Raw genomic sequence first — 21,799 nt, forward strand, 5'->3', positions numbered from 1 at the left:
TATGAATCCCGATGAAAATCGGGATTTTTTAGCATAAACAAGAATGGAAATTAAATTGAAATACGGAATTGACAATTTGCTTTTCGGAATGAAAGAGCAAGATGTTACTAAAATTTTGGGTAAACCTGATACACAATATAAAGACGAAGAAGAAAACGTTGTTTTTATGTATAACGCCAGAAAACTTCGTTTGATTTTTTACAAAGAAGAAGCATTTAGATTAGGGTATATGACGACATCTAATCCAATAGTGAAGTTATTCAATACGACTTTAATCGGAAAGAATTGGAGCGATGTTTTTCCTGTTTTAGAGAAGAACAAAGTAAAATCATTTGAAACCGATACAGTAGAAGGTATGATGAGTTACTTTAACGAAGAAAATTGGTTATTTATTCATGTTGATTATAACGAAATTGTAAAAATTGAAGTCGGTGCCGTTTTTAGTGATAAAGATGAATTTGACTGGAGATTCTAATTTAAATAAGTATAAAAAAAAGCCGCTAATTTAATTAGCGGCTTTTTTTATTATTGATTTATCTTGATTAATTCAACTTCGAAAATTAAATCGGCATTTGGTGGAATGACACCGCCAGCACCTCTTTCGCCATAAGCTAAATTAGATGGGATGTAAAATTTGTATTTAGATCCTTCATTCATTAATTGAAGACCTTCTGTCCAGCCTTTAATTACTTGGTTTAAACCAAAATCGATAGTTTCACCTCTTTGTACACTGCTGTCAAATACTTTTCCGTCTAAGAACATTCCAGTGTAATGTACTTTAACATTACTGGTTGCTACTGGTTTGTTTCCAGTGCCTTCTTGTAATACAATATATTTTAAACCACTTGGAGTTGATGCTGCAGTTGCAAATTCTTTTAAAGCTTTTTCTTTAGCTTCTTTTTGTTTTTCAGCAGCTAATTTATCAGCTGCTTCTTTATTTATAAAATAATTTGCAAATACTTTTTCAGCATTGAATTTTTTTGCTTCTTTTCCAGATCTAATAATTTTTACAGATGTAATAACATCATCTTTAACTATTTTGTCAACAACTTCTTGTCCGCTTACCACATGTCCAAAAACGGTATGTTTTCCGTCTAAGTGTGGAGTTGCTTTGTGCGTAATGAAGAACTGACTTCCATTAGTTGCAGGTCCAGCATTAGCCATAGATAAAATTCCTTTTCCTGAATGTTTTAAATCAGCAACAATTTCATCATCAAATTTATAACCTGGTCCACTAGCTCCAGTTCCATCAGGGCAACCACCTTGAATCATGAAATCAGCAATTACTCGGTGAAATTTTAATCCGTCATAAAATGGTTTTCCTTTGAATTTAGCATTTGCTTTTGGATTTTTTCCTTCTGCTAAAGAAATAAAATTAGCAACCGTAATAGGTGTTTTTTTGTATTCTAATTCAACCACAATTTTACCTTTTGATGTGTTGAATTCAGCAAAAATACCATCTTGCTTTTTGTTTTGTGCTACAGCGAAAGTTATACAACTTAACGCTAGAACTGCTATTTTTAAAATATTCTTCATTTTGTAATTATTAGTTTGTTGGTTTATTTTCTAAAAGTTCTACTTCAAAAATGATATTGGCATTTGGTGGAATTACATCTCCAGCACCTTGCTCACCATAGGCTAGGTTTGAAGGAATGTAAAGCAATATTTTGTCTCCATAGTTCATCATGCCTACACCTTCATTAAATCCAGGGATAAAAGGTAAATTACCCATAGTCACCGGATAACCTGCATATCCATTTTGATTGGCTCTGTTTTGATCAAATTTTCCGTATAATTTGGCTACATCTTCATAACTCGTATCAAAAAGTTGTCCATTTTCTAAATAGCCTGCATAATGAATTACAACTTGAGTACCGTTTTCAGGTTTTTTACCAGTGCCTTTTTTGATCATTTGATAGATTAAACCTGAAGCACTTTTTGTTCCGGTAGCTTTTAAAGTAGTAATTTCTTTGGCTTTATTTTCAATAATTTCTTTGGCTTTTTCTTCTGCTTCTTTAATTTCTTTGGCTACCGAAGAATAGTAGTTTTTGAAAATCTTTACGGCATCAAATTTCTTGGCAGCATTACCAATTCTGATTATAGTAATTTTTTCAATAACATCATCTGCTTCAATTGTATTGATTACTTCTAATCCTTCTACAACTTCTCCAAAAATAGTATGCATATTATCTAACCAAGGCGTTTCTTTATGTGTGATAAAGAATTGGCTTCCATTAGTACTTGGCCCTGCATTTGCCATTGATAAAATTCCGGCTTTTGAGTGTTTTAAATCAGGATGAAATTCATCTTTAAATTTATAGCCTGGTCCACCAGAACCATCGCCCATTGGATCACCGCCTTGAATCATAAAATCAGCAATAACGCGGTGAAATTTCAATCCGTCATAAAATGGTTTTCCTTTGAATTCTTCACTTACGAATGGGTTTTTACCTTCTGCTAAAGTCACAAAATTAGCAACCGTATTCGGAACTTTTTCAAATTCTAATTTTACAATCATGTTTCCTTTTGCAGTTTCAATATCGGCATACAAACCTTCTTTAAGGTTGTCGTATGATTTTGAACAAGAAGCAAAAAATGTAGCAATGCTTAATAATAAAATGGAAGTAATTTTCATTTGGTATTAGTTTTTAGCTTGAGTATCTACTTTAATATCGTTTAAACTTACGGTACAAATTAGAGGTTCGTTTGTGCCAATTTTTTTATCATCGCCATGATAGCCATACGCCATGTGAGATGGAAATAAGAAAGTAACGGTTTCGCCTTTTTTCATCAGTTTAATTCCGTCACGCAATCCCATCATTATGTTTTCTTTATCAACATAGTACACTTGTGGTTTTGTATCAGCTATTGTGTAGATAATTCTACTTTTTAAATCTTTAATTTCATAATCGAAAAAAGCAATATCGCCTCTTTTAGGAGTTTCAGTTACTTCCTCTACTTTGGTTTCGTATTTGTACCAATATCCTTTGTTTGAAGCAATGTAAGATTTAAGTGAGTCTTTTTTTATAATTTCAGCAATTAAATCTTCTTCATCTGCAATTAAAACTTTATTACGTTCAATAGATTCTTTTATGAAAGTTCCTGAAGTGTGAGAAATAGGTTTTCTCGCTTGTTGTTGTTGCGAACAACTGGCTAAGAAAATCATTGCTCCAAAAAGGAATAGGTTTTGAATTCTCATAATTATTTTTTTTCTTCTGCTAAAATAGCAATAAATTGTTGTATCGTTTCGTCTAAATTTAAAAAAGATTTACCTCCGGCAGCATTGATATGTCCGCCTCCATTGAAATGTTTTCGAGCAAATTGATTTACATCAAAATCACCTTGTGAACGGAAAGAAATTTTGATAATTCCTTCTTCTTTGTGTTCGATAAAAATAGCGGTAAAATCGATTCCTTTGATGCTTAATCCATAATTCACAATGCCTTCTGTGTCTCCTTTTTGATGACCAAATTCGTTTAATTCGTCTTGAGTTAAGGTAATGTAAGTTGTTTTGTATTCAGGAAGCATTTTCAAATTCTGAAGTGCTTTTCCTAATAACAACAAACGGTTGTATGAAGAATTGTCAAAAAGTAAATTATGAATTTCGCTATTGTTGATGCCTTTTTCGATTAAATTAGCAACACATTTGTGAGTAGCGCTTGTTGTTTTTGGAAAACGAAAACTTCCAGAATCGGTAACAATTCCGGTATATAAACAAGTAGCTACGGTTTTGTTAATTAGATTTTCTAAGCCTAATTGGTGAATAAAATCGTATACCATTTGACAAGTAGAACCATAAGCGGTATCTGAAAAAGTATAGGTGGCATAACCATCAGGCGCTTGATGATGGTCAATCATTACGCTTGTAGCCGTTAGTGTTTTTAATACATTTTCCATTTGGTCTCCCGTTCTGTGAAGTGCATTAAAATCTAAAGTAAAAATCAATTCCGATTTTTCTAAAATAGCTTTGCAAGTATCAAAACTTCTTTCGAAAATTAAAACCTTTTCGCTCTCGGGTAACCAAGCTAAAAAATCTGGAAATTCATTTGGAGCTATTACCACAACGTCATGTTGAAGTTGTTTAAGGATGTGATATAAACCTAAAGTAGAACCCATAGCGTCTCCGTCTGGATTTCTATGTGGTATAATTGTAATTTTTTTTGGTGTAGCTAAAATCGATTTTATAGCTTCAATTTCGTGTATTTGCATCATACTGCGAATATATTATTTTGTAAGCTATTCTGCAATTATTATGCCTAACGTTTTAATGTAAAGTGTCCTTTTACCGATTTGCCATTAGTTAATTTGATTTCAAACCAATAATCATTTGAAGGTAAAAGATTTCCATTGAAAGTTCCGTTCCAACCATCACATACTCCTGAAATTTGTTTTAACAATTTACCATAACGATCAAAAACAGTGACAATACTATTTTCGAGGTTTCTTTTGTCTAGATTTTTAATGAACCAAGTATCGTTATAACCATCTCCGTTTGGTGTGAAATATTTTGGGAAATCTAAGATGTAAAACGTTTCAAAAACGATACCACAACCTTTTTTGTCTTGCACATAAACCGTGTATTCGCCTGCATTTAGATTACTGAAAATATTAGAATCTTGATAATTAACACCATCTAATGAATATTCATAATCGCCTAAACTTGTACTTGAAATTTCAATAGTTGCTGTATTGTTTTCTTGAAAATCGTTAATATCTATGTTTTCAATTGTAGCAATTCCTGATGCTGTAACAGTAAATGTTTTAGTTTTAGAGCAATTATTTGCATTTGTTAGTGTAACAATATAGGTTCCAGCTGTGTCAACCGTAATAGATTGTGTTGTCTCTACAGGAGTTGTATTCCAAGTATAACTCGAAAAACCAGCTCCACCATTTAGAGTAATTGGTTCGTTTTCGCATAAACTTAATTCTTCATCGGTAATGATATCATCAAAAGTATTGATTACTAAATTTACTGGAAAATCGGTATAGCAACCTTGAACATTCATTACTCTTGCGTATATGGTTTGGTTGTATGCTATTGTGTTTGTGTAGCTTGAAGGTAAAGCTGTTGTGCTTGTGGCTATTTCAAAAAATGAAACGACATAATTAGTTGGTAAGTTTGTGAAAAGTTCGTTTTTAATAGTATCTAAATTGAAAACAGTTTTCCCATCCTGATTATTATCGACATCACATAATGTAAAAGTATCTTCGTCAATAATTAAAACATCAGCATATTCAATTTTGATAGTTCCAGTAGTTTGACAAGTAGCACCATAATTAATTTCTACTAAGTAATCTCCCGCCGAAGTAATGTTGTAAGTTGCATTCGTAGCACCAGGAATTGCAATATTATTTTGAAACCATTGGTAACCTGTTGCTCCAGTTTGTGTAGCATTAACCACTAAATTTTCACCCTGACATAACGGATTTCCATTTGCTACTAAACGATCATCTCCTATGTCAATTGTGAAATTAAAACTGCCTCCTCCTAAAAATATGGCTGAATCGTATCTAAAATTTCCTTCATCTGCAATTACTAATTTAATATGATACGTTTGGCCAGGAATAACATCGGATTGCGCGGTTAAAACAGTGGTTTGTCCGTTATAGTTTGTGGGATGGTTTACATCGTTGAATGCATCAAAATAGGCTGCATTTGCTGGTGGACAAATTGTACCTGGACCTCGAACGGTATTCACTTTTACAGGAGTTGTAGTTCCGGGAATAACGGCCAAGTTTTCGTATCTAAGATCTCCATTTCTCTTTAGTAAAAAGGCAAAACCATCAGTAAAATTACATTGTCCAGAAGAAGGATTAGATAAATATTGCTCAGATGAGAAAATGTAATCGAAACTAATTTTGTTTCCTAATGGAATAAAATCAAATTCTAAAATTGTGGCATTGAATGAATTACTCAAGCCTAAAGCATCGTTTAAGTCTGAATCGCCATCCCAACCCATATTCCCACCATCATCTGATAGAAAAGAATTTGGGCCTGGCGCATTATTGATTTTTCCTGTTGAAAGAATAATTCCGTTTTGAAATGGAAAGGTAGTTCCAGTTCCGTCAAAATAGCCAAAGCTTTTTTCTCCAGTAGCAAAATTTCCTCCTGAAACGCTTACGTTAAACACATTGGCACAAGTACTGTTGATTAAAACATCTTCAACTAAATCTTGAGGTGTGTATCCTTCGTCGACTGAAATATTTTGCGAATTTCCGAATTGGATTCCCAACACGAAAAATAAGACAGAAATGGTATTTTTAAAAGTATTCATAGCATCGGCAAAGATACTATAAATCGCGCTTTTTTAAGATATAATAAGATGTTAAAATAAATATAAAAGCCCAAAGTAAAGCGATGCTTATTTCTGAAAAGTGTACACTATAATCTTTTGCTACTTTTGCTCCACCAATTGTAGTTTCAATCGTTTTAATGGCGCTCAATCGGGTAAAGGGTTCTTTAATTAAATTACCCATAGATTCCATTGGAAAAAATTGAATTATGGTGTCTCCAAAATTTTTGTGTTTATCATCGCCACCTAAAATGACAAATTTAATAATCCAATAAAAAATGTTTTCTGCAATGAACCAAATGAATAAAAAACCTAATGCAAATGCACTTCTTTTTACTAATATTCCTAAAAATAAACAGAAAGAGAAAAATGCTGTTAGCTTAACAAAAAATGCCAATAAATATTCTAAATCAGAAAATACAATTCCCATTTCATTATAAGAAGAGAATGAATATCCTAATATTAACGACATTACAAAAACGAATAGAGTAGAAGCAACAGCAAAAGTTCCCACTACTAAAAATTTGGAAAGAATAAATTCTTTTTTACTCAATCCGTCAATTAAATTTTGCTTTAAAGTGCCATAAGTATATTCGTTTGCCATCATGGAAACAATTACAATAGCTAAGAAAATTTTGAATAAAGAGGCTATGTATGTGTTAAAATGCCAGATATATGGGAAATTAAAAATTCCTTGATCAGCAATTCTAATTTCGAAGGTTCCAATACTAAATTTTATGGATGCGATTAATGCGATGAAACTTAATAAAACAAAATAAGCAAGTAGTAATACACGGCTGGCTTTGTTTTTCCAAATTTTTTGAAATTCTATAGATAGTAATCTTTTCATGATGGTGTTAGTTTTTGGTTAATTCTAAAAATTGTTCTTCTAAACTGTTTTTTCTTTTTACAAGATGTTCTAAAACAATTTTTTGTTCAAACAGATACGAGTTTAAATCTTTGGCAGCAATATCTTGATTTAAATATACCAATACTTTCCCTTCTTCTTCCTCTATTTTTTCAACGGAAGGGTGATTTTGAAGTGCCAATTTAAGTTGCTCTTTATCGTCTGATTTTAACTCGAAAAAGCTATTGTTTTCAATCATATCATGAACCGAACCTTGATATAACATTTCGCCTTTACGCAAAACTACCACATGACTACACACTTTTTCAACTTCGTCTAATAAATGCGAAGCCAATAAAATGGTCGTGCCTTGCGAAGCGATAATTCGGATAATATCTCTAATTTGTCTAATTCCTTGCGGATCTAAACCGTTTGTTGGTTCATCTAAAATTAAAATTTCAGGATCATTCAGTAGGGCAGAAGCAATCGCTAAACGTTGTTTCATACCTAGTGAATACGTTCTGAATTTATCGTTTTTTCGTTCTAAAAGTCCAACCAATTCTAATTTCTCATCTACTTTTGAAAGTGGAGTTCCTTTGATTTTACAGACTAATTCCAAATTTTCTTTGGCGGTCATGTACGGATAAAAATTTGGTCGTTCAATAATAGCACCTACTTTTTTTAGCGCGTCATGCGTGTTTGATTTTCCTCCAAACCATTCAAAATCGCCTGAAGTTTTATTAACAACGTTTAATACTATTCCTAAAGTAGTTGATTTTCCAGATCCGTTGGGTCCAAGAATTCCGTAAACATTTCCTTTTTTGATTTCAAAAGACACGTTTTTAACTGCGTGTAGATGTTTATTGAAAATCTTATTAAGATTGGTGATTTTTAAAATGGTTTCCAAGTTTGTTCGTTTTTTGATTTACAAATAAGACGAACAGTTGGGTTATTTGTTACCAATAAAAAATAAGTAAATAAAAAAATCCCTAACGTTATGGCTTAGTTAGGGATTTTAAGTAAACTTGGGGCAATTATTAATATTGTATAAAGTTGTTGATTTTTACATTTTTAGCTTTTAAATCGTGCATTAAATTGTATAAGCCAAAGAATGTTCTGTTGATGTAAATGAAATGTTTTGAACCTCGATTTCCATTCATATTTCTTAATTCGGTGCTTTTTGAATAGCGTTCACCTAAATCGGCAATTTGACCAAAGAATTCATCGTCTGAAAAATCAAATTCTTCCACATGAAATGGTCTTGCAAATAAGCTTAACAATTCGTGAAACATCGCAGTGAAAAACTCAGTTTCTTCTTTAGAATCGTCGGTTCTTAATATTTCTAATTCGTATAATTTTGATTTAAAGAATTCCGGATTTGCTAAATTTTCTTTCTTCGCCAATTCAAAATAAGGTACATAAAAATCATTCGGGACTTCTTTAATACAACCAAAATCTAGTGCAATTAGTTTTGTGTCTTTTGTAATTAAGAAATTTCCAGGATGCGGATCTGCGTGGACTTTTCTTAAATTATGCATTTGGAACATATAAAAATCCCAAAGCGTTTGTCCTAAAATATTCGATTTCTCAATATCAGTATTATAAGCGGTGAATTCTGACAAATGTTCGCCTGTCATCCAATCCATAGTGATAATTTTTTCCGATGACCATTCTGGATAATACTTTGGAAAAATTAAATTAGGAATAGTGGCACAAGCCTCAGCCATTTCAATACTTTGCTTAACTTCGTTGATGTAATTGGTTTCTTCAATCAATTTATCTTCAACTTCTTTGAAATATTTATCCGAATCTTTTCCTTTAATATTGAACATTTTAATCGCAATTGGCTTTACCATCGCCAAATCAGAACTGATACTTTCTGCCACTCCAGGATATTGAATTTTCACAGCAAGATTTTTCCCATCCTTGCTCGCTTGGTGCACTTGACCAATGCTCGCAGCATTTATTGAAGTGGCATTAAAAGTGTCAAATATTTCGTTTGGCTGTTTGCCAAAATAGTTTTTAAATGTTTTATTCACCAATGGTGGCGACAACGGTGGAACCGAAAATTGTGCTAATGAAAATTTTTCAACATATGCACGAGGCAAAATACTTTTGTCCATGCTTAGCATTTGCGCTACTTTCAAAGCGCTTCCTTTCATTTGTTTTAAACCGTCGTAAATGTCAGAAGCATTGTTAATGTTTAGATTCTTTTTGGCTTCTTCTTCGGTTTTGGTGATTTTATCTCCGTAATATTTTATGTAATTTACACCAACTTTTGCTCCAGTTTGAATCAGTTTGGATGCTCTCTGAATTTTTGATGTAGGAATACTATCTATAGTTTTCATTTTTGTTTACATTTTGAATGAGGCTTTTTCTTGCCATATAAATTTTCCGAAGTCAATTAAACTTTTTAAAGGTGCAATATCCATTAAATCAAAACTGGTATTGACTGATTTTTCAATGAAAATATCTGTTTTTTCAAAAGATAGTGAAGTGTCTTCTATCCAAAATTTCAAAGTGAATAAGAATTGGAACCAAGCCATTTCGCTCATGGTTTTTTCTTGAAATTCGATTAATTTTTCTTGTTTTAAATCGATTTTTTCAATGTCTAAAGTATCAAAGAATTGCTTGAAGTGTTTTCTTAAATCTGTTAATTTAGAAAGACTTTTTAATTTGTTTTTATCTTCTTTTAAAAGCGCAACTGTAAAACTTCTGTTAGCAGTTAACATTTCGAAATACGTGAAATAAAAACTTAATAATTTAGTTCGTGCATCATACGATTCGAAATCTTCACTTTTTTCTAACAAACCCATTGTTTGATGAAATAACAAATTGAAAAAGGTTTTTTCAATTTGTTCAAATGATGAAAAATTAGCATAAAATACAGCTTCTTCAAAGTTGTATTGCTTCGCAAACTTATATACCGAATGTGGCGCTTTGTTATTTTCTAAAAAATAATCAATGTAGAAACCTAAAATATCTTGATTAGTAATCTCTTTCTTCTTTGCCATGACTTTTAAAATTTGATCAAAGGTAAAGAATGTTTAATTTATAATCAAAAAAGTTAAACAAATATTTTGTTAAAGTTCTTTCAAAAAAAACCTCAAGTACAAAGTTGTAATTGAGGTTTAATTGTTAGCTGATTATCGAGAGGTGTCACTATTATCAAAAAACTTGATTTAAAAGAACATTTGATTAATCAAAGACTCTCTTTCTAATACAAAATACAAACTTTTTTGATGTCTTTGTGTGTTATCTACTTTGCTAAATTAAGCGTCAAATTCAGCGTAGTAAATTATTCGTTTTACTCTCTCGTCATCTGAGTTGTATTCTTTTGAGTTTTGTATTTCTGCATAGAAATCTTGAACGATGTTCATTTCTAAAAAATAATCAAATCCAGGACATTTGGAATTTGCAATGTCTCTCAGATTCATTTCCATTTCTTCAAATGTTAATTTTAGAACCGTTGCTTCAGAATTTGACTCAAATTTATTGTTTTGTTTTTTCACAAAAACCATATTCATAAACTCATCTGAGTCTATATATTGATTGCAATTTAAAATAACATCCCTTAAGTTCATAGTATGTTTCTAAAATTGTACAAAAGCTCTTTTTGGTATAAATTCCTTACGATTTCTGTTCTTTATTAAAGTAAACCAAGTAATAATACATTTGTTTTTCTTCGTCCCAACCTTTTTCAACAAATTTCTCAGCGCTTTCAGGGTTGATGAAATCCAATTTGATTTGGATATTGGTATCTAATTGAATCGTGTTTTTTAAGGTACGACGCACATCTGTAACAGCTGCATTCGCAATTGGAAAACTTGAAACGTCTTCAATGCTGTATTTGGCACCTTTATCTACTTTATAATTTTTGAATTCTGGAATGAATTCAGGATTTTGCATTACTTCATTTAAGAAAGCCGTTTCTTCAAACTCATCATTTTTCGCAAAGTGATTGATAGCACGGTTCATAAACAATACTTCTTGTTGTTTGTCTTCGGCTGGTAAAACTACTTCTTTAGCAAACTCTTGACAGAATTTCAAGTATTTCTTCGTCATGAAGTTTTCATCTTGAAACGCATCAACTGATAAGAAATGCTCTAACCAATAACGCGCATCGTAACGGTTGCTATCAACGGTTAAAATTTTGTAGCCTTCTTCTTTTTTATAGTTAAAAATGATACAACCTTTGTCTAACTTATTCAAGTTAATTCCTTGTTGTAAAATCATTTCTAAGTTGCTTTCTTTTTCTTCAAATTGTAAGAAATCGGTTTGTACTTCACTTTTGAAAACACCAATAGCATCAACTACATTATTATCTATGGAAACGTGTGTAAAATAGGCTACATACACTTCTCCGTTTTTAATATGCGGATGATTCGATTGTTCGAAAAGGTGTTTCGTGATTTTTTTAGAAACGTTGTGAATTTCGCTTGGGTTATTGAAAACTTCAGTGGCAAAATTGTACATTTCATTATATTCTAAATCTACTTCGTGAGCAAACTGAAAGTAATTTTCTTCTTTTTCACGAAATGGTTTAAAGAAAAATTCTTTTAATAAAGGCATGATTTCATCATTCAATCCGTATGGATTTTCAGATAAGAAGATAGCTTCATTTCTGCTTTTGTTTCCTACGCGGTGAATTGATAAATTCTCAATATGAGCATTAAATAGATTGATCATTTTTTATAGTTTAAGTTAGCCCCTCCCAACCTCCCCAAAGGGGAGGAGTTAGAAACGTTGTATATAATTCCACCTAAATTCCCCCTTTGGGGGTTAGGGGGCTAATTCCAATTTTCTTCAAATCCCATGTCTTCAAAACTATCGTCTCCATCAAACATATCGAAGTCATCATCATCTAAATCATCTTCAAATTCGCCAAACATATCTTCGTCTGATAAATCGCCTCTGAATCCACTTTGTAGGGCTTCGGCTGGAAGTTCACCATGTGAAAATAAAAGAGCAGGATAGGTTTCACCAATTTGTTTGTCATTCTCAATGGCAGCTAATTCTAAGAAAAAAGTCCACATAGAAAATAAATCGTACACATATACTAACTTAGTGTTTTGTTCGTGAACTAAATCGTCTAATCTATATTCAGCCATAGTTTTGATTTCGCCAGGAATATCACCTGTGTCAAACAACGGAATACCATCTTCTTCATGCCAAGACCAATCAGCACCACAGGTATAAAAAGCGCCTACTTCGGTACCGTCAAAACCAAATGCATTGATTAAAGCATTGTGTAAATCTTCTAATGAGTTGTCGCTTTCGATGGCAATATCTCTAAAAATATCTTCTTCAGCATCGAGAATAGCTCTGAATTTATAAATCATAATCGTTGAAATTTTAAGAACTGCAAAAGTAATTATTATTTACGAGAAACTTTTTTGCTTTTGCGAATTGTTGATAAGATTTTAAAATATAGATAACGAGGTTTCAGTCGTTAATCGTTCTAAGGTTTCTAAACCATAAAATGAATTCCCTTTTTTGTTTAATTTCGGACTCCAAACCGCTACCGTATAATGATTTGGAAAAACAGCAACGACGCCACCACCAACACCACTTTTTCCAGGAAGCCCAACTTTAAACGTAAATTCACCCGCTTGATCATAAAAACCACACATTTGCATTAAGGCGTTCATGCGTTTGCATTTGCTTGTGGAAAGGAATTTTTTATCGCTTTTAGGAATCACTCCATTATTAGCAAAAACTTGAAAACATTTCGCCAAATCCACACAACTCATTTCAATAGAACATTGATGATAATAAAAATCTAAAACCGCTTCAGGTTCGTTTTTGATGTTGTTGAATGATTTGATAAAGTTGACCAAAGCGGCATTTCGGTAACCGAAAGCTTTTTCAGATTGTGCTACATTTTCGTTGTAATTAATATTTGGATTTTCGGTCAGTTCTCTTACGAAATCAAGAAGAAAGGCTTTTGGATTTTCAAAATGTTCCAACATTAAATCGGCAATTACTAAAGCTCCAGCATTGATGAATGGATTTCTTGGAATACCATTTTCATTTTCCAATTGTACTAATGAATTAAAAGAATTTCCAGAAGGTTCATAACCAACTCGTTCCCATAATTCGTTTCCAATTTTAGAAAAAATAAGCGAAGTCGTAATGACTTTTGAAATACTTTGAATAGAAAATTTCTCCAAAGCATCACCTTTTGTAAACACATTTTGATGTTTGTCTAGCAATGCAATTCCGTATTTATTCGCATCAACTTTTGCTAGTTCTGGAATGTAATCGGCTACTTTTCCAGTGTTTTCAATTTGGTTGACTTCGTTATAGATTCCGTCTAAAATATCTTGGTATGCCATGAAACTAATTTTACTATAAGCATTAATTTACAAAAAAGGGATACGTTTTTTGAGTTCTTTTTTTGATATAAAATTACCTTTTGACGGATAGTGTCTTTTTGAAGACATATTATTAAAAATTAAAGCAGTTATTAATAGAATAATTGCACCTAATAGTACAGGAGAAACAACATACCAGTAGCTTAATTCTTTAATTTTCTCTGAACCTGCAATTGCAATTAAAGCAGTTGCACCTCCTGGTGGATGTAACGTTTTTGTTATTTGCATGAATACGATAGAAAGTGAAACAGCTAATGGTGCTGCAATCCAAATTAAATCAGGAAATAGTTTTTGAATACTTACTCCAATCATTGCCGAAATAACATGACCTCCAATAAGATTACGAGGTTGGGCTAGTGGACTTTCTATAACTCCATAAATCAATACACAAGAAGCGCCAAAGGAACCAATCAAAAAAACGTAGTCGGAAGGCGTGAAAATTTTAAATTGTAAGAGACTTATAAATCCTAAGCCAACAAATGAACCTATAAAAGCCCAAAAATGTTCTTTAAAATCGACTAAAGTTTCTTTGTATAAAACGTATTTTGCTTTTCTGTAATTGCGTTTTAGTTTTTTGGTCATCTTATTTTTTTAAAATGTTACGTTTTCTTTTCAAGTTATTTCGCATTCAAAGCGGAAACTTTGCAAAGTTAATTTTTTAAACTAAAATTCAAGTAGAAACCTTAAATTACAATTCATCCTCAAAAAATGACAGTTGGGTTAGTTTCAATTTTATTCAAGGTTTTTCAGTTGCAACTTTGCTTCATCAAAATCAAATAAAATGAAATCTTTTTTAACTTTTTTAATCGCTTTTACTTCACTAATCTCTTTTGGGCAAACCGAAATCAAAGGACAAATTGTCGATGAACAAGGAATGCCATTTGCTGGTGCCAATGTTTTTGTAATTGGTACTTATGATGGTACAACATCTGACGAAAAGGGAAATTTTAGCTTTACAACTACTGCTTCAGGAAATCAGAAATTACAAATTAGTTTTTTGTCGTATGAAACGATAATTTATGATTTTGTGGTTGAAACGTTTCAATCAAAAGTTTTTACAATTAAAGAAAGCCTCAATACTTTAAATGCTGTAGAAGTTACTGCAGGAACTTTCAAAGCAGGCGATAATAGTAAAGCAACTGCTCTTAAAGCGATGGATATTGTAACAACAGCTGGTTCTGCTGGAAACATTATTTCGGCTTTAGAAACTTTGCCAGGAACACAAACCGTTGGTGAAAACGGAAGATTATTTGTTCGCGGTGGTGAAGCAGACGAAACCCAAACTTATGTTGATGGAATTCGCGTTGGACAACCTTATGGAGCAAGTGCCAATAATGTGCCAACAAGAGGTAGATTTTCACCTTTTTTGTTTAGTGGAATTACATTTTCTACTGGTGGTTATAGTGCGGAATTTGGTGATGCTTTATCGAGTGTTTTATTATTAAATACAATTGATGAACCGACTCAAAATCAAACGGATATTTCAATTATGACGGTTGGTGTTGGATTAGGAAAAACTAAAAAATGGGAGAAAAGTTCGTTTACATTCAATACAAGTTACATCAATTTGGCGCCATATCAATTAGTGGTTCCGCAGAATTTAGATTGGAATAAACCTGTTCAGTCTCTTTCAGGAGAAAGTGTTTTTCGATATAAATTTAAAAATGGAATTTTAAAAGTTTACGGGGCTTTCGATTATTCTACATTCGATTTGAATCAGAAAGATGTAAATTTTGATGAGAAAATTCGTTTTGATTTGCAGAATAATAACTTCTATTTCAATACTTCGTATAAAGGTTATTTGAATGATAATTTACAACTTCAAACCGGATTTAGTTATGGTTATGCACAAAATAAAATCGGAATTTCTGAAGATAAAGTTGCGAATAACGAACGAACATTACATAGTAAATTCAAACTAAGAAATTCATTCTCAAACCGATTCAAATTGAGTGTTGGTGCCGATTTGTTTCACACGAATTTTGATGAGAATTTCAATGTTTTCGGTTATGGCTATCAAAATAATTCCATTGCATTTTTCACAGAAGCGGAAGTTTTATTGTCGAGAAAAGTAGCTTTTAATGTTGGATTACGTTCTTCAAATGCTTCGATTGTTGATGAGTTTACAGTGGAGCCAAGAGTTTCATTCGCCTATAAAGTGGCAGAAAATAGTCAGTTTTCAATGGCTTATGGAAATTTCAATCAAACTGCACGACAAGATTATTTGAAGTTTAACTCTAATTTAGATTACGAAACCACTTCGCATTACATTTTGAATTATATGTACAACAAACAAGGAAGAATGTTTCGTGCGGAAGCGTATTTTAAGGATTATAAAAATTTAGTAAAATACGATGGAACGCAAGCCAACTTTGATAGTAATTACAATAACGAAGGTTTTGGTTATGCAAAAGGCTTGGATTTGTTTTGGAGAGACAGCAAAACCATCAAGAATTTAGAGTATTGGGTTTCGTATTCGTTTATTGATTCGGAACGAGATTTTAGAAATTATGAAACTCAAGTTACGCCTTCGTTTGTTGCAAATCATAATTTTTCATTGGTTACTAAGTATTTTGTAAGTAAATGGAAATCTCAAATTAGTGCAACGTATTCTTATAATTCAGGAAGACCTTATGATAATCCAAACGTTGCTGAATTTATGTCTGAAAAGACAAAATCATTTAACAATTTAAGTTTTAGTTGGGCTTATTTATTATCGCAACAAAAAATATTGTTTTTCTCAGTAACCAATGTTTTAGGAACCGAAAATGTATTTGGTTATCAATATGCCAACACGCCTTCTATTTCAGGACAATTTCAGCGTCAAGCTATTACACAAGCAGCCGATCGATTCATTTTTGTAGGTTTCTTTTGGACTATTAGCGATAATAAGAAGACGAATAATTTGGATAATTTATAACCATTTAGTTTTTAATGAATTTTATTTTTTCATCAAAATTGGTCAAAATAAAATAGACACCATTAATTAAATTATCTGTTTGTATGATATAATTTGATTTATTTTCATTGTTAGTGTATACAACTTGTCCTAAAACATTAATTATATTAAAGGTAAAATTTTTATTATTGTTTATACTCAAATGTGATTTTGCTGGATTTGGATACGCAACTAAAGAAACTTGTTCAAATAAAGGGTTGCTTAATGTTTGTATATCTATTGTTTTTGTTATTATGCTTTGGCAACCATCTTTTATTACTTTTAATGTAACAGTTTTTGTTCCAGTTTCTGTAAAAGTATGTGTCAGATTAATATCACCCGATATAACTTCATTGTTAATGTTCCATTCTACGGTAGTGTAATTGGAAGATTGATTGTTAAAAGTTACTTGAGGACCATTTATCTGGAATACAAAATCGGCATTAAGGTTATACGTGTTTATAAGCCAATTACTCCTATTTGTTAATGTTACATTGTCTGCAATTCCTTGAAAATATGTGGCATTTCCTTGGGTAACTCCACCTAAATAATTAGAAACATTTACATTTTCTTGATAAATTGTTGTAAATGCTGTACAAGCAACTAAATAGGAACCATTCAAATTTGGATGTACATCATTATAGCTACTATGTAAAAGTAAATCTTGACTACTGCTAAAATGATTTCTTGCCGATTCTCCTGCTGGAATTAAAGGAATTCTTAGACCATGAGCCATTTTAGTTATAGAGTCTTTTATTTTAGTTTGAATATTAAAATAATCATTATAATCTGGAACATTATTAGTAGCTTTTATTCCATAAGGAATTTGATATAGAAATATTTTGGCACAAGGACTATATTTTCTAATAGAATCAATCATTCTTTGACCTCTTTGAATAGTTGTATTTACTGGCCAAGAAACTCCTGCCGATTCAGAGGTTCCAGGTTGTAGAATTACGTTTGTCCAAACATTATTTCTCAAAAGATTATAAACATTATTATCTACATGATGATTTATAAAGCCAGTTCCTCCAGGGGCATAATATTCTGCTTGTACATTTTTGCCTTTAGAATTTGCGATTTCTTGAAACAAGTTTGGCATATTATTAAAATAAGTCATACTGTTTCCAATGAATAAAGTTTTTTCTTGTGCAGGAATTAATATTATAGATGTAAAAAAACATAATATTATGAATTTCAGTTTCATAGAATGGTAATTTGGGAAAACAAATATATGTTTTTTTTATTTTATACAATTCATCCCCAAAAATCAACAGTTCGGTATGTATAAGTTTTAAAAGAATAAAATCTGACGGAAATTTGAATCATCAAAATAAAACAATTAAATAGTTCAACAATTAAACAATAGAAATCATGACAAAAATTATCACTATCATCGCATTATTTGTAGCTTCATTAGTAAGTGCTCAAGGACAATTTGAACAAGGAATGGGCAAGGCGTTACAAACTTGGAAAGAAGGACAATCAGCAGAAGCAGTTGCGCAATTAGAGCGAATTGCTTCGGTTGAAAAAACAAATTGGTTACCTAATTATTACATTGCTTTTATCAATACAACCCAAGCTTTTGGTGAGAAAGACAAAACTAAAATGGAATCTTTATTAAGAGTAGCTCAAAAAGCACAAGATGTTTGTAATGAGATAGCACAAGATAATCCTGAAGTTTTAGTAATGCAAGCTATGATTCACACCGCTTGGATTGTTTATGATCCAATGACAAACGGACAAAAATTATCGGGAGATGTAATGTACATTTTAAATAAAGCTTACAAAATTGCTCCTGAAAATCCGAGAGTTGTGTTTCAAAAAGCTTCGTTTGAAATTGGAATGGCACAATATTTTGGTCAAGATACAAAACCAATGTGTGCTCAAATTGAAAAATCTATCGAACTTTTTGCTACTTTTAAACCTGAAACAGCTTTTCATCCAAGTTGGGGATTAGATAGAGCACAGGCAGAATTAAAAAAATGTAAATAAAATCAATTATGATTGATAAATTAATAAAACAGTTTCCAAGAGCTACCTTTATAATACTAATTGTATTTGTGGTTTTAATTATCATAAGATTACTATCTGGAGGTTCGGTTGGATTTAATGAAGGATTAGCTTGGCAATTTTTCTATACAACGCTTTACGGATACTCACTTTATTATGCCAATGCCATCATTTTTGTAAAACTAGATGATGTTTATCAAACCGACAGATTTTCTAGAAATAGAATTGTTTTAGGATTTGCTCTTTCGTTTATTGTATCAGTAATTGTAATTTTTTTACTTCGAATTGTAGAAGATGTATTAATTGAAGGGAAAACAATTCAACAATTTTTAGCGAATGAAAAGCCTTCTAATTACATTGTTTCAGTCGTAATTACGTTTGTTGTAACCTTAGCCATTCATGCGATTTATTTTTACAAAGCTTATCAAGAAAACAAAGTCAAAGAACAAAAAATTATTGCAGGAACCGCTTCGGCACAGTTTGAAAGTTTAAAAAACCAAATCGATCCTCATTTTTTGTTTAATAGTTTGAATGTATTGAGTTCGTTAATTGAAGAAAATCCAGAAAGTGCTCAAAAGTTCACGACTTCGCTTTCAAAAGTATATCGCTATGTTTTGGAGCAAAAAGATAAAGAATTGGTTTCGGTAGCAGAAGAATTAAAGTTTGCAAAAACCTATATGAATTTACTAAAAATGCGATTTGAAAACAGCATCACATTTGAAATTCCAGAAGGTTTTGATAATGAGGAAGCTAAAGTAGTTCCTTTATCATTACAATTATTATTAGAGAATTGCATCAAACACAATGTTGTTAGCGAAGCAAAACCGCTTCACGTAAAAATTACTATCGAAAATAATCAGTTGGTCGTAACGAATAATTTGCAAAAGAAAGAAGTATTATCAGATCGTAAAGGCGTTGGATTACAAAATATCGTTAACCGATACGCTATATTAACTAAAAGAACAGTTTTGGTAGAAGAAAATGAGCAAGAATTTAAGATTTTTCTACCTATTTTAACCAAACAAATTACCATCATGGAAACACAAAATATATACAACGAAAACTTAGCTTATCAACGAGCAAAAGATAAAGTAGAACAATTAAAAGGATTTTATGGCAATTTAATTTCGTATTGCATCGTAATTCCGGTTTTGATAATTATTAATTTACAATCTTCAAATAATTTTCAATGGTTTTGGTTCCCAATGTTAGGTTGGGGAATGGGATTAACATTCCACGCTTTAGAAACTTTTGGTTATGGAAAATCATGGGAAGAGCGCAAAATCAATGAATTAATGAACAAAGAAGATAACAATTCTAAAAACTGGAAGTAATCATGGAAACAAATCAATTCGACATCAAAAAATACGAAAACGCAAAAAAACGCGTAAAAGAAATCAAAGGATTTTACAGTCATTTAGCAAGTTACATTCTCGTAATTTCATTTTTAGCCTTCATCAATCTTCGTTTTTCACCAGAACACATTTGGTTTTATTGGCCCATGTTGGGCTGGGGAATTGGATTGTTTTTTCATGCTGTTGGCGTTTTTAATATCATTCCGTTTTTCGGAAAAGATTGGGATGACAAAAAGATTAAAGAAATAATGGAAAAAGAAAAAAATACAAAATGGGAATAATTTTATTTCCAATAAAAAAATAGAAATCATGAACACACAAGACGAAATAAAATACCAAGAAGCTTTAAAACGAGTTAAAAAAATTAAAGGCTTTTATACACACGCAATAGTGTATGTTTTTGTTAACATTATGATCGTTTTTCTTAATGTTAAAAACTTAGATCCAGGCGAAACTTATTTTCAGTTTAAAAATTTTATGACGGCATTTTTCTGGGGAATTGGTTTAGTAGCACATGGTTTTTCGGTTTTTGTACCTAATTGGATTATGGGACAAAACTGGGAAGAGCGTAAGATTAAGGAATTCATGGAGAAAGAGAAGGCGAATAAGTGGGAATAATCAAACGCTGAATATGGAACAACCAATGTTGAATTTTGAAGTTTTAAAACAATGAATATATTAATAATCGAAGACGAAAAACCAGCAGCACGATTGTTGCAACGCAAAGTAGAAAAATTAGGATTGCAAGTGAATACCATGTTGCATTCGGTTGAAGAATCCATTACTTGGTTTCAAAACAATCCGCATCCTGATTTGATTTTTTTGGACATTCAATTGTCTGATGGTTTGTCGTTTGAGATATTTGAGCAAATAGATATTAAAAGCGCCGTAATTTTTACAACTGCTTATGACGAATATGCATTGCGTGCTTTTAAGTTAAATAGTATAGATTATTTACTAAAACCAATAGATGAAGAAGATTTGGAAGTAGCTGTGAATAAATTCAAAGCGAGAAACCAAAAGCAAAATATTTCATTAGATTTTGAAGCGATTAAGCGCATGTTAGTCAATCCAGTGGAAAAAGAATATAAAAAGCGATTTTCAGTAAAAATTGGACAACAATTAAAAGTGATTTCAATTGACGAAGTCGAATGTTTTTACAGCGAAAACAAAGGAACTTATATTCACACTTTAGACAATCGTGATTATTTAATTGATTCCACTTTAGAAGTTGTAGAAGCAGAAATCAATCCAAAAGACTTTTATCGCGTAAGCCGAAAATTCATTGTTCCGTTGAAGGCCGTTAAAGAAATTCAAGTCTATTCTAATTCAAGATTAAAAATCATTTTACCAACTTACAAAGACGATGAGGTAATTGTAGCTAGAGAACGCGTAAGTGATTTTAAGGAGTGGATTGGTTGATAAAGAATTGTTAATTAACAACAAACAAAATGAATATCTCACTATTTTTGATAAAAAAGCAGATGAGATATTTTCGTTTAATAGCGTTTTCGGTTTTCTTTTTGAGTTTTTCTGTGAAAGCTCAAGACTTGATTACGTTTCAAAACTTTGACGAATTGAATGCTTATATTCAAAATAATTCGGATAAACCTTTGGTAGTTAACTTTTGGGCCACTTGGTGTGCGCCATGTGTGAAAGAATTACCATATTTTCAAAAATTACATCAAGAAAATCCAAATATAAAAGTTGTAACCGTAAGTTTAGATTTCGATAAACAAGTAGAAAGTAAATTGAAACCATTTTTGAAAAAGAAGAATTATTCGTTCGTGACGACATACATGGCGGATAAAAAATTCAACAATTGGATTTCAAAAGTCGATGAAAATTGGTCTGGTTCTATTCCAGCTACTTGGGTTATAAATGGAAATAAAGGTATTTTTGTAGAACAAGAATTTGTCTCGTTTGAAGAATTAAATCAGTTTGTAAATGAATCACTAACTAAAATAAATTAATTG

Annotated in this window: 23 protein-coding genes; 8 read left to right on the plus strand and 15 right to left on the minus strand. The window is 31.5% G+C overall.

The window, feature by feature from the left end; all coding sequences use genetic code 11:
- Positions 1–43: 43 nt before the first annotated feature.
- Complete coding sequence (locus AAEO58_RS08340; RefSeq protein WP_133609899.1) at positions 44–475, plus strand: hypothetical protein; 432 nt, start codon at positions 44–46, stop codon at positions 473–475.
- A gap of 50 nt (positions 476–525) precedes the next feature.
- Here AAEO58_RS08340 and bamJ read toward each other — a convergent pair whose 3' ends face one another.
- The 14 genes from bamJ to AAEO58_RS08410 form a co-directional block, all read right to left on the minus strand.
- Positions 526–1,536, minus strand: a complete 1,011-nt coding sequence (gene bamJ / locus AAEO58_RS08345; protein WP_133609901.1) for a BamJ family beta-barrel-assembly machinery protein — start codon at positions 1,534–1,536, stop codon at positions 526–528.
- Between the two features lie 10 nt (positions 1,537–1,546).
- A complete protein-coding gene (locus tag AAEO58_RS08350; RefSeq protein ID WP_341683000.1) occupies positions 1,547–2,635 on the minus strand; it encodes a peptidylprolyl isomerase in 1,089 nt (362 codons plus the stop codon).
- 6 nt (positions 2,636–2,641) lie between these two features.
- Complete coding sequence (gene gldI, locus AAEO58_RS08355) at positions 2,642–3,199, minus strand: gliding motility-associated peptidyl-prolyl isomerase GldI (protein ID WP_341683001.1); 558 nt, start codon at positions 3,197–3,199, stop codon at positions 2,642–2,644.
- A 2-nt stretch (positions 3,200–3,201) separates the two neighbouring features.
- On the minus strand, positions 3,202–4,212 hold the full coding sequence (locus tag AAEO58_RS08360) for a DHH family phosphoesterase (RefSeq protein WP_341683002.1): 1,011 nt from the start codon (positions 4,210–4,212) through the stop codon (positions 3,202–3,204).
- 44 nt (positions 4,213–4,256) lie between these two features.
- Positions 4,257–6,275 (minus strand): choice-of-anchor L domain-containing protein, encoded by a 2,019-nt coding sequence (locus AAEO58_RS08365; protein WP_341683003.1) that lies wholly within the window; start codon positions 6,273–6,275, stop codon positions 4,257–4,259.
- 16 nt (positions 6,276–6,291) lie between these two features.
- Positions 6,292–7,143 (minus strand): ABC transporter permease, encoded by an 852-nt coding sequence (locus AAEO58_RS08370; RefSeq protein WP_133609912.1) that lies wholly within the window; start codon positions 7,141–7,143, stop codon positions 6,292–6,294.
- A gap of 7 nt (positions 7,144–7,150) precedes the next feature.
- Positions 7,151–8,047 carry an ABC transporter ATP-binding protein gene (locus AAEO58_RS08375; protein WP_341683004.1) on the minus strand — a complete coding sequence of 299 codons (897 nt, stop codon included), beginning with the start codon at positions 8,045–8,047 and terminating at the stop codon, positions 7,151–7,153.
- Between the two features lie 130 nt (positions 8,048–8,177).
- Positions 8,178–9,488 (minus strand): ABC1 kinase family protein, encoded by a 1,311-nt coding sequence (locus AAEO58_RS08380; RefSeq protein WP_341683005.1) that lies wholly within the window; start codon positions 9,486–9,488, stop codon positions 8,178–8,180.
- A 6-nt stretch (positions 9,489–9,494) separates the two neighbouring features.
- Entirely contained in the window at positions 9,495–10,154 is a 660-nt protein-coding gene (locus AAEO58_RS08385) for a TetR family transcriptional regulator C-terminal domain-containing protein (RefSeq protein ID WP_341683006.1), read from the minus strand.
- 258 nt (positions 10,155–10,412) lie between these two features.
- Positions 10,413–10,724, minus strand: a complete 312-nt coding sequence (locus AAEO58_RS08390) for a DUF7716 domain-containing protein (RefSeq protein ID WP_341683007.1) — start codon at positions 10,722–10,724, stop codon at positions 10,413–10,415.
- Positions 10,725–10,770: 46 nt separating this feature from the next.
- Positions 10,771–11,829, minus strand: coding sequence for a nucleoid-associated protein (locus AAEO58_RS08395; protein ID WP_133609920.1), 1,059 nt, complete (start codon positions 11,827–11,829; stop codon positions 10,771–10,773).
- Positions 11,830–11,930: 101 nt separating this feature from the next.
- On the minus strand, positions 11,931–12,482 hold the full coding sequence (locus tag AAEO58_RS08400; RefSeq protein ID WP_341683008.1) for an IS1096 element passenger TnpR family protein: 552 nt from the start codon (positions 12,480–12,482) through the stop codon (positions 11,931–11,933).
- Positions 12,483–12,563: 81 nt separating this feature from the next.
- Positions 12,564–13,478, minus strand: coding sequence for a glutaminase (locus AAEO58_RS08405; protein WP_341683009.1), 915 nt, complete (start codon positions 13,476–13,478; stop codon positions 12,564–12,566).
- Positions 13,479–13,505: 27 nt separating this feature from the next.
- On the minus strand, positions 13,506–14,099 hold the full coding sequence (locus tag AAEO58_RS08410) for an HPP family protein (RefSeq protein ID WP_341683010.1): 594 nt from the start codon (positions 14,097–14,099) through the stop codon (positions 13,506–13,508).
- A 199-nt stretch (positions 14,100–14,298) separates the two neighbouring features.
- Here AAEO58_RS08410 and AAEO58_RS08415 point away from each other — a divergent pair, with 199 nt between their 5' ends.
- Positions 14,299–16,437, plus strand: a complete 2,139-nt coding sequence (locus tag AAEO58_RS08415) for a TonB-dependent receptor (RefSeq protein WP_341683011.1) — start codon at positions 14,299–14,301, stop codon at positions 16,435–16,437.
- A 4-nt stretch (positions 16,438–16,441) separates the two neighbouring features.
- Here the strand turns inward: AAEO58_RS08415 and AAEO58_RS08420 are convergent, their stop codons facing one another.
- Positions 16,442–17,662 carry a T9SS type A sorting domain-containing protein gene (locus AAEO58_RS08420; protein WP_133609930.1) on the minus strand — a complete coding sequence of 407 codons (1,221 nt, stop codon included), beginning with the start codon at positions 17,660–17,662 and terminating at the stop codon, positions 16,442–16,444.
- Positions 17,663–17,829: 167 nt separating this feature from the next.
- Between AAEO58_RS08420 and AAEO58_RS08425 the strand changes: the two genes are divergently transcribed.
- The 6 genes from AAEO58_RS08425 (at position 17,830) to AAEO58_RS08450 (ending at position 21,796) form a co-directional block, all read left to right on the plus strand.
- Positions 17,830–18,450, plus strand: coding sequence for a hypothetical protein (locus tag AAEO58_RS08425; RefSeq protein ID WP_341683012.1), 621 nt, complete (start codon positions 17,830–17,832; stop codon positions 18,448–18,450).
- A gap of 8 nt (positions 18,451–18,458) precedes the next feature.
- Positions 18,459–19,802, plus strand: a complete 1,344-nt coding sequence (locus AAEO58_RS08430; protein ID WP_341683013.1) for a 2TM domain-containing protein — start codon at positions 18,459–18,461, stop codon at positions 19,800–19,802.
- A gap of 2 nt (positions 19,803–19,804) precedes the next feature.
- Positions 19,805–20,104 carry a 2TM domain-containing protein gene (locus AAEO58_RS08435; RefSeq protein WP_341683014.1) on the plus strand — a complete coding sequence of 100 codons (300 nt, stop codon included), beginning with the start codon at positions 19,805–19,807 and terminating at the stop codon, positions 20,102–20,104.
- Positions 20,105–20,132: 28 nt separating this feature from the next.
- Positions 20,133–20,441 carry a 2TM domain-containing protein gene (locus AAEO58_RS08440; RefSeq protein WP_288984510.1) on the plus strand — a complete coding sequence of 103 codons (309 nt, stop codon included), beginning with the start codon at positions 20,133–20,135 and terminating at the stop codon, positions 20,439–20,441.
- A 51-nt stretch (positions 20,442–20,492) separates the two neighbouring features.
- Positions 20,493–21,245, plus strand: coding sequence for a LytR/AlgR family response regulator transcription factor (locus tag AAEO58_RS08445; protein ID WP_341683015.1), 753 nt, complete (start codon positions 20,493–20,495; stop codon positions 21,243–21,245).
- A gap of 62 nt (positions 21,246–21,307) precedes the next feature.
- Entirely contained in the window at positions 21,308–21,796 is a 489-nt protein-coding gene (locus tag AAEO58_RS08450; RefSeq protein ID WP_341683016.1) for a TlpA family protein disulfide reductase, read from the plus strand.
- Positions 21,797–21,799 lie beyond the last annotated feature (3 nt).

Origin of the sequence: Flavobacterium helocola (assembly GCF_038289885.1) — a bacterium.
Classification (GTDB): domain Bacteria; phylum Bacteroidota; class Bacteroidia; order Flavobacteriales; family Flavobacteriaceae; genus Flavobacterium; species Flavobacterium cheniae.

Excerpts from the sequence above, each read along its gene's own strand:
- AAEO58_RS08340 (WP_133609899.1), top strand. The coding sequence starts at position 44 with ATGGAAATTAAATTGAAATACGGAATTGACAATTTGCTTTTCGGAATG.
- bamJ (WP_133609901.1), bottom strand. The coding sequence starts at position 1,536 with ATGAAGAATATTTTAAAAATAGCAGTTCTAGCGTTAAGTTGTATAACT.
- AAEO58_RS08350 (WP_341683000.1), bottom strand. The coding sequence starts at position 2,635 with ATGAAAATTACTTCCATTTTATTATTAAGCATTGCTACATTTTTTGCT.
- gldI (WP_341683001.1), bottom strand. The coding sequence starts at position 3,199 with ATGAGAATTCAAAACCTATTCCTTTTTGGAGCAATGATTTTCTTAGCC.
- AAEO58_RS08360 (WP_341683002.1), bottom strand. The coding sequence starts at position 4,212 with ATGATGCAAATACACGAAATTGAAGCTATAAAATCGATTTTAGCTACA.
- AAEO58_RS08365 (WP_341683003.1), bottom strand. The coding sequence starts at position 6,275 with ATGAATACTTTTAAAAATACCATTTCTGTCTTATTTTTCGTGTTGGGA.
- AAEO58_RS08370 (WP_133609912.1), bottom strand. The coding sequence starts at position 7,143 with ATGAAAAGATTACTATCTATAGAATTTCAAAAAATTTGGAAAAACAAA.
- AAEO58_RS08380 (WP_341683005.1), bottom strand. The coding sequence starts at position 9,488 with ATGAAAACTATAGATAGTATTCCTACATCAAAAATTCAGAGAGCATCC.
- AAEO58_RS08385 (WP_341683006.1), bottom strand. The coding sequence starts at position 10,154 with ATGGCAAAGAAGAAAGAGATTACTAATCAAGATATTTTAGGTTTCTAC.
- AAEO58_RS08390 (WP_341683007.1), bottom strand. The coding sequence starts at position 10,724 with ATGAACTTAAGGGATGTTATTTTAAATTGCAATCAATATATAGACTCA.
- AAEO58_RS08395 (WP_133609920.1), bottom strand. The coding sequence starts at position 11,829 with ATGATCAATCTATTTAATGCTCATATTGAGAATTTATCAATTCACCGC.
- AAEO58_RS08400 (WP_341683008.1), bottom strand. The coding sequence starts at position 12,482 with ATGATTTATAAATTCAGAGCTATTCTCGATGCTGAAGAAGATATTTTT.
- AAEO58_RS08405 (WP_341683009.1), bottom strand. The coding sequence starts at position 13,478 with ATGGCATACCAAGATATTTTAGACGGAATCTATAACGAAGTCAACCAA.
- AAEO58_RS08410 (WP_341683010.1), bottom strand. The coding sequence starts at position 14,099 with ATGACCAAAAAACTAAAACGCAATTACAGAAAAGCAAAATACGTTTTA.
- AAEO58_RS08415 (WP_341683011.1), top strand. The coding sequence starts at position 14,299 with ATGAAATCTTTTTTAACTTTTTTAATCGCTTTTACTTCACTAATCTCT.
- AAEO58_RS08420 (WP_133609930.1), bottom strand. The coding sequence starts at position 17,662 with ATGAAACTGAAATTCATAATATTATGTTTTTTTACATCTATAATATTA.
- AAEO58_RS08425 (WP_341683012.1), top strand. The coding sequence starts at position 17,830 with ATGACAAAAATTATCACTATCATCGCATTATTTGTAGCTTCATTAGTA.
- AAEO58_RS08430 (WP_341683013.1), top strand. The coding sequence starts at position 18,459 with ATGATTGATAAATTAATAAAACAGTTTCCAAGAGCTACCTTTATAATA.
- AAEO58_RS08435 (WP_341683014.1), top strand. The coding sequence starts at position 19,805 with ATGGAAACAAATCAATTCGACATCAAAAAATACGAAAACGCAAAAAAA.
- AAEO58_RS08440 (WP_288984510.1), top strand. The coding sequence starts at position 20,133 with ATGAACACACAAGACGAAATAAAATACCAAGAAGCTTTAAAACGAGTT.
- AAEO58_RS08445 (WP_341683015.1), top strand. The coding sequence starts at position 20,493 with ATGAATATATTAATAATCGAAGACGAAAAACCAGCAGCACGATTGTTG.
- AAEO58_RS08450 (WP_341683016.1), top strand. The coding sequence starts at position 21,308 with ATGAGATATTTTCGTTTAATAGCGTTTTCGGTTTTCTTTTTGAGTTTT.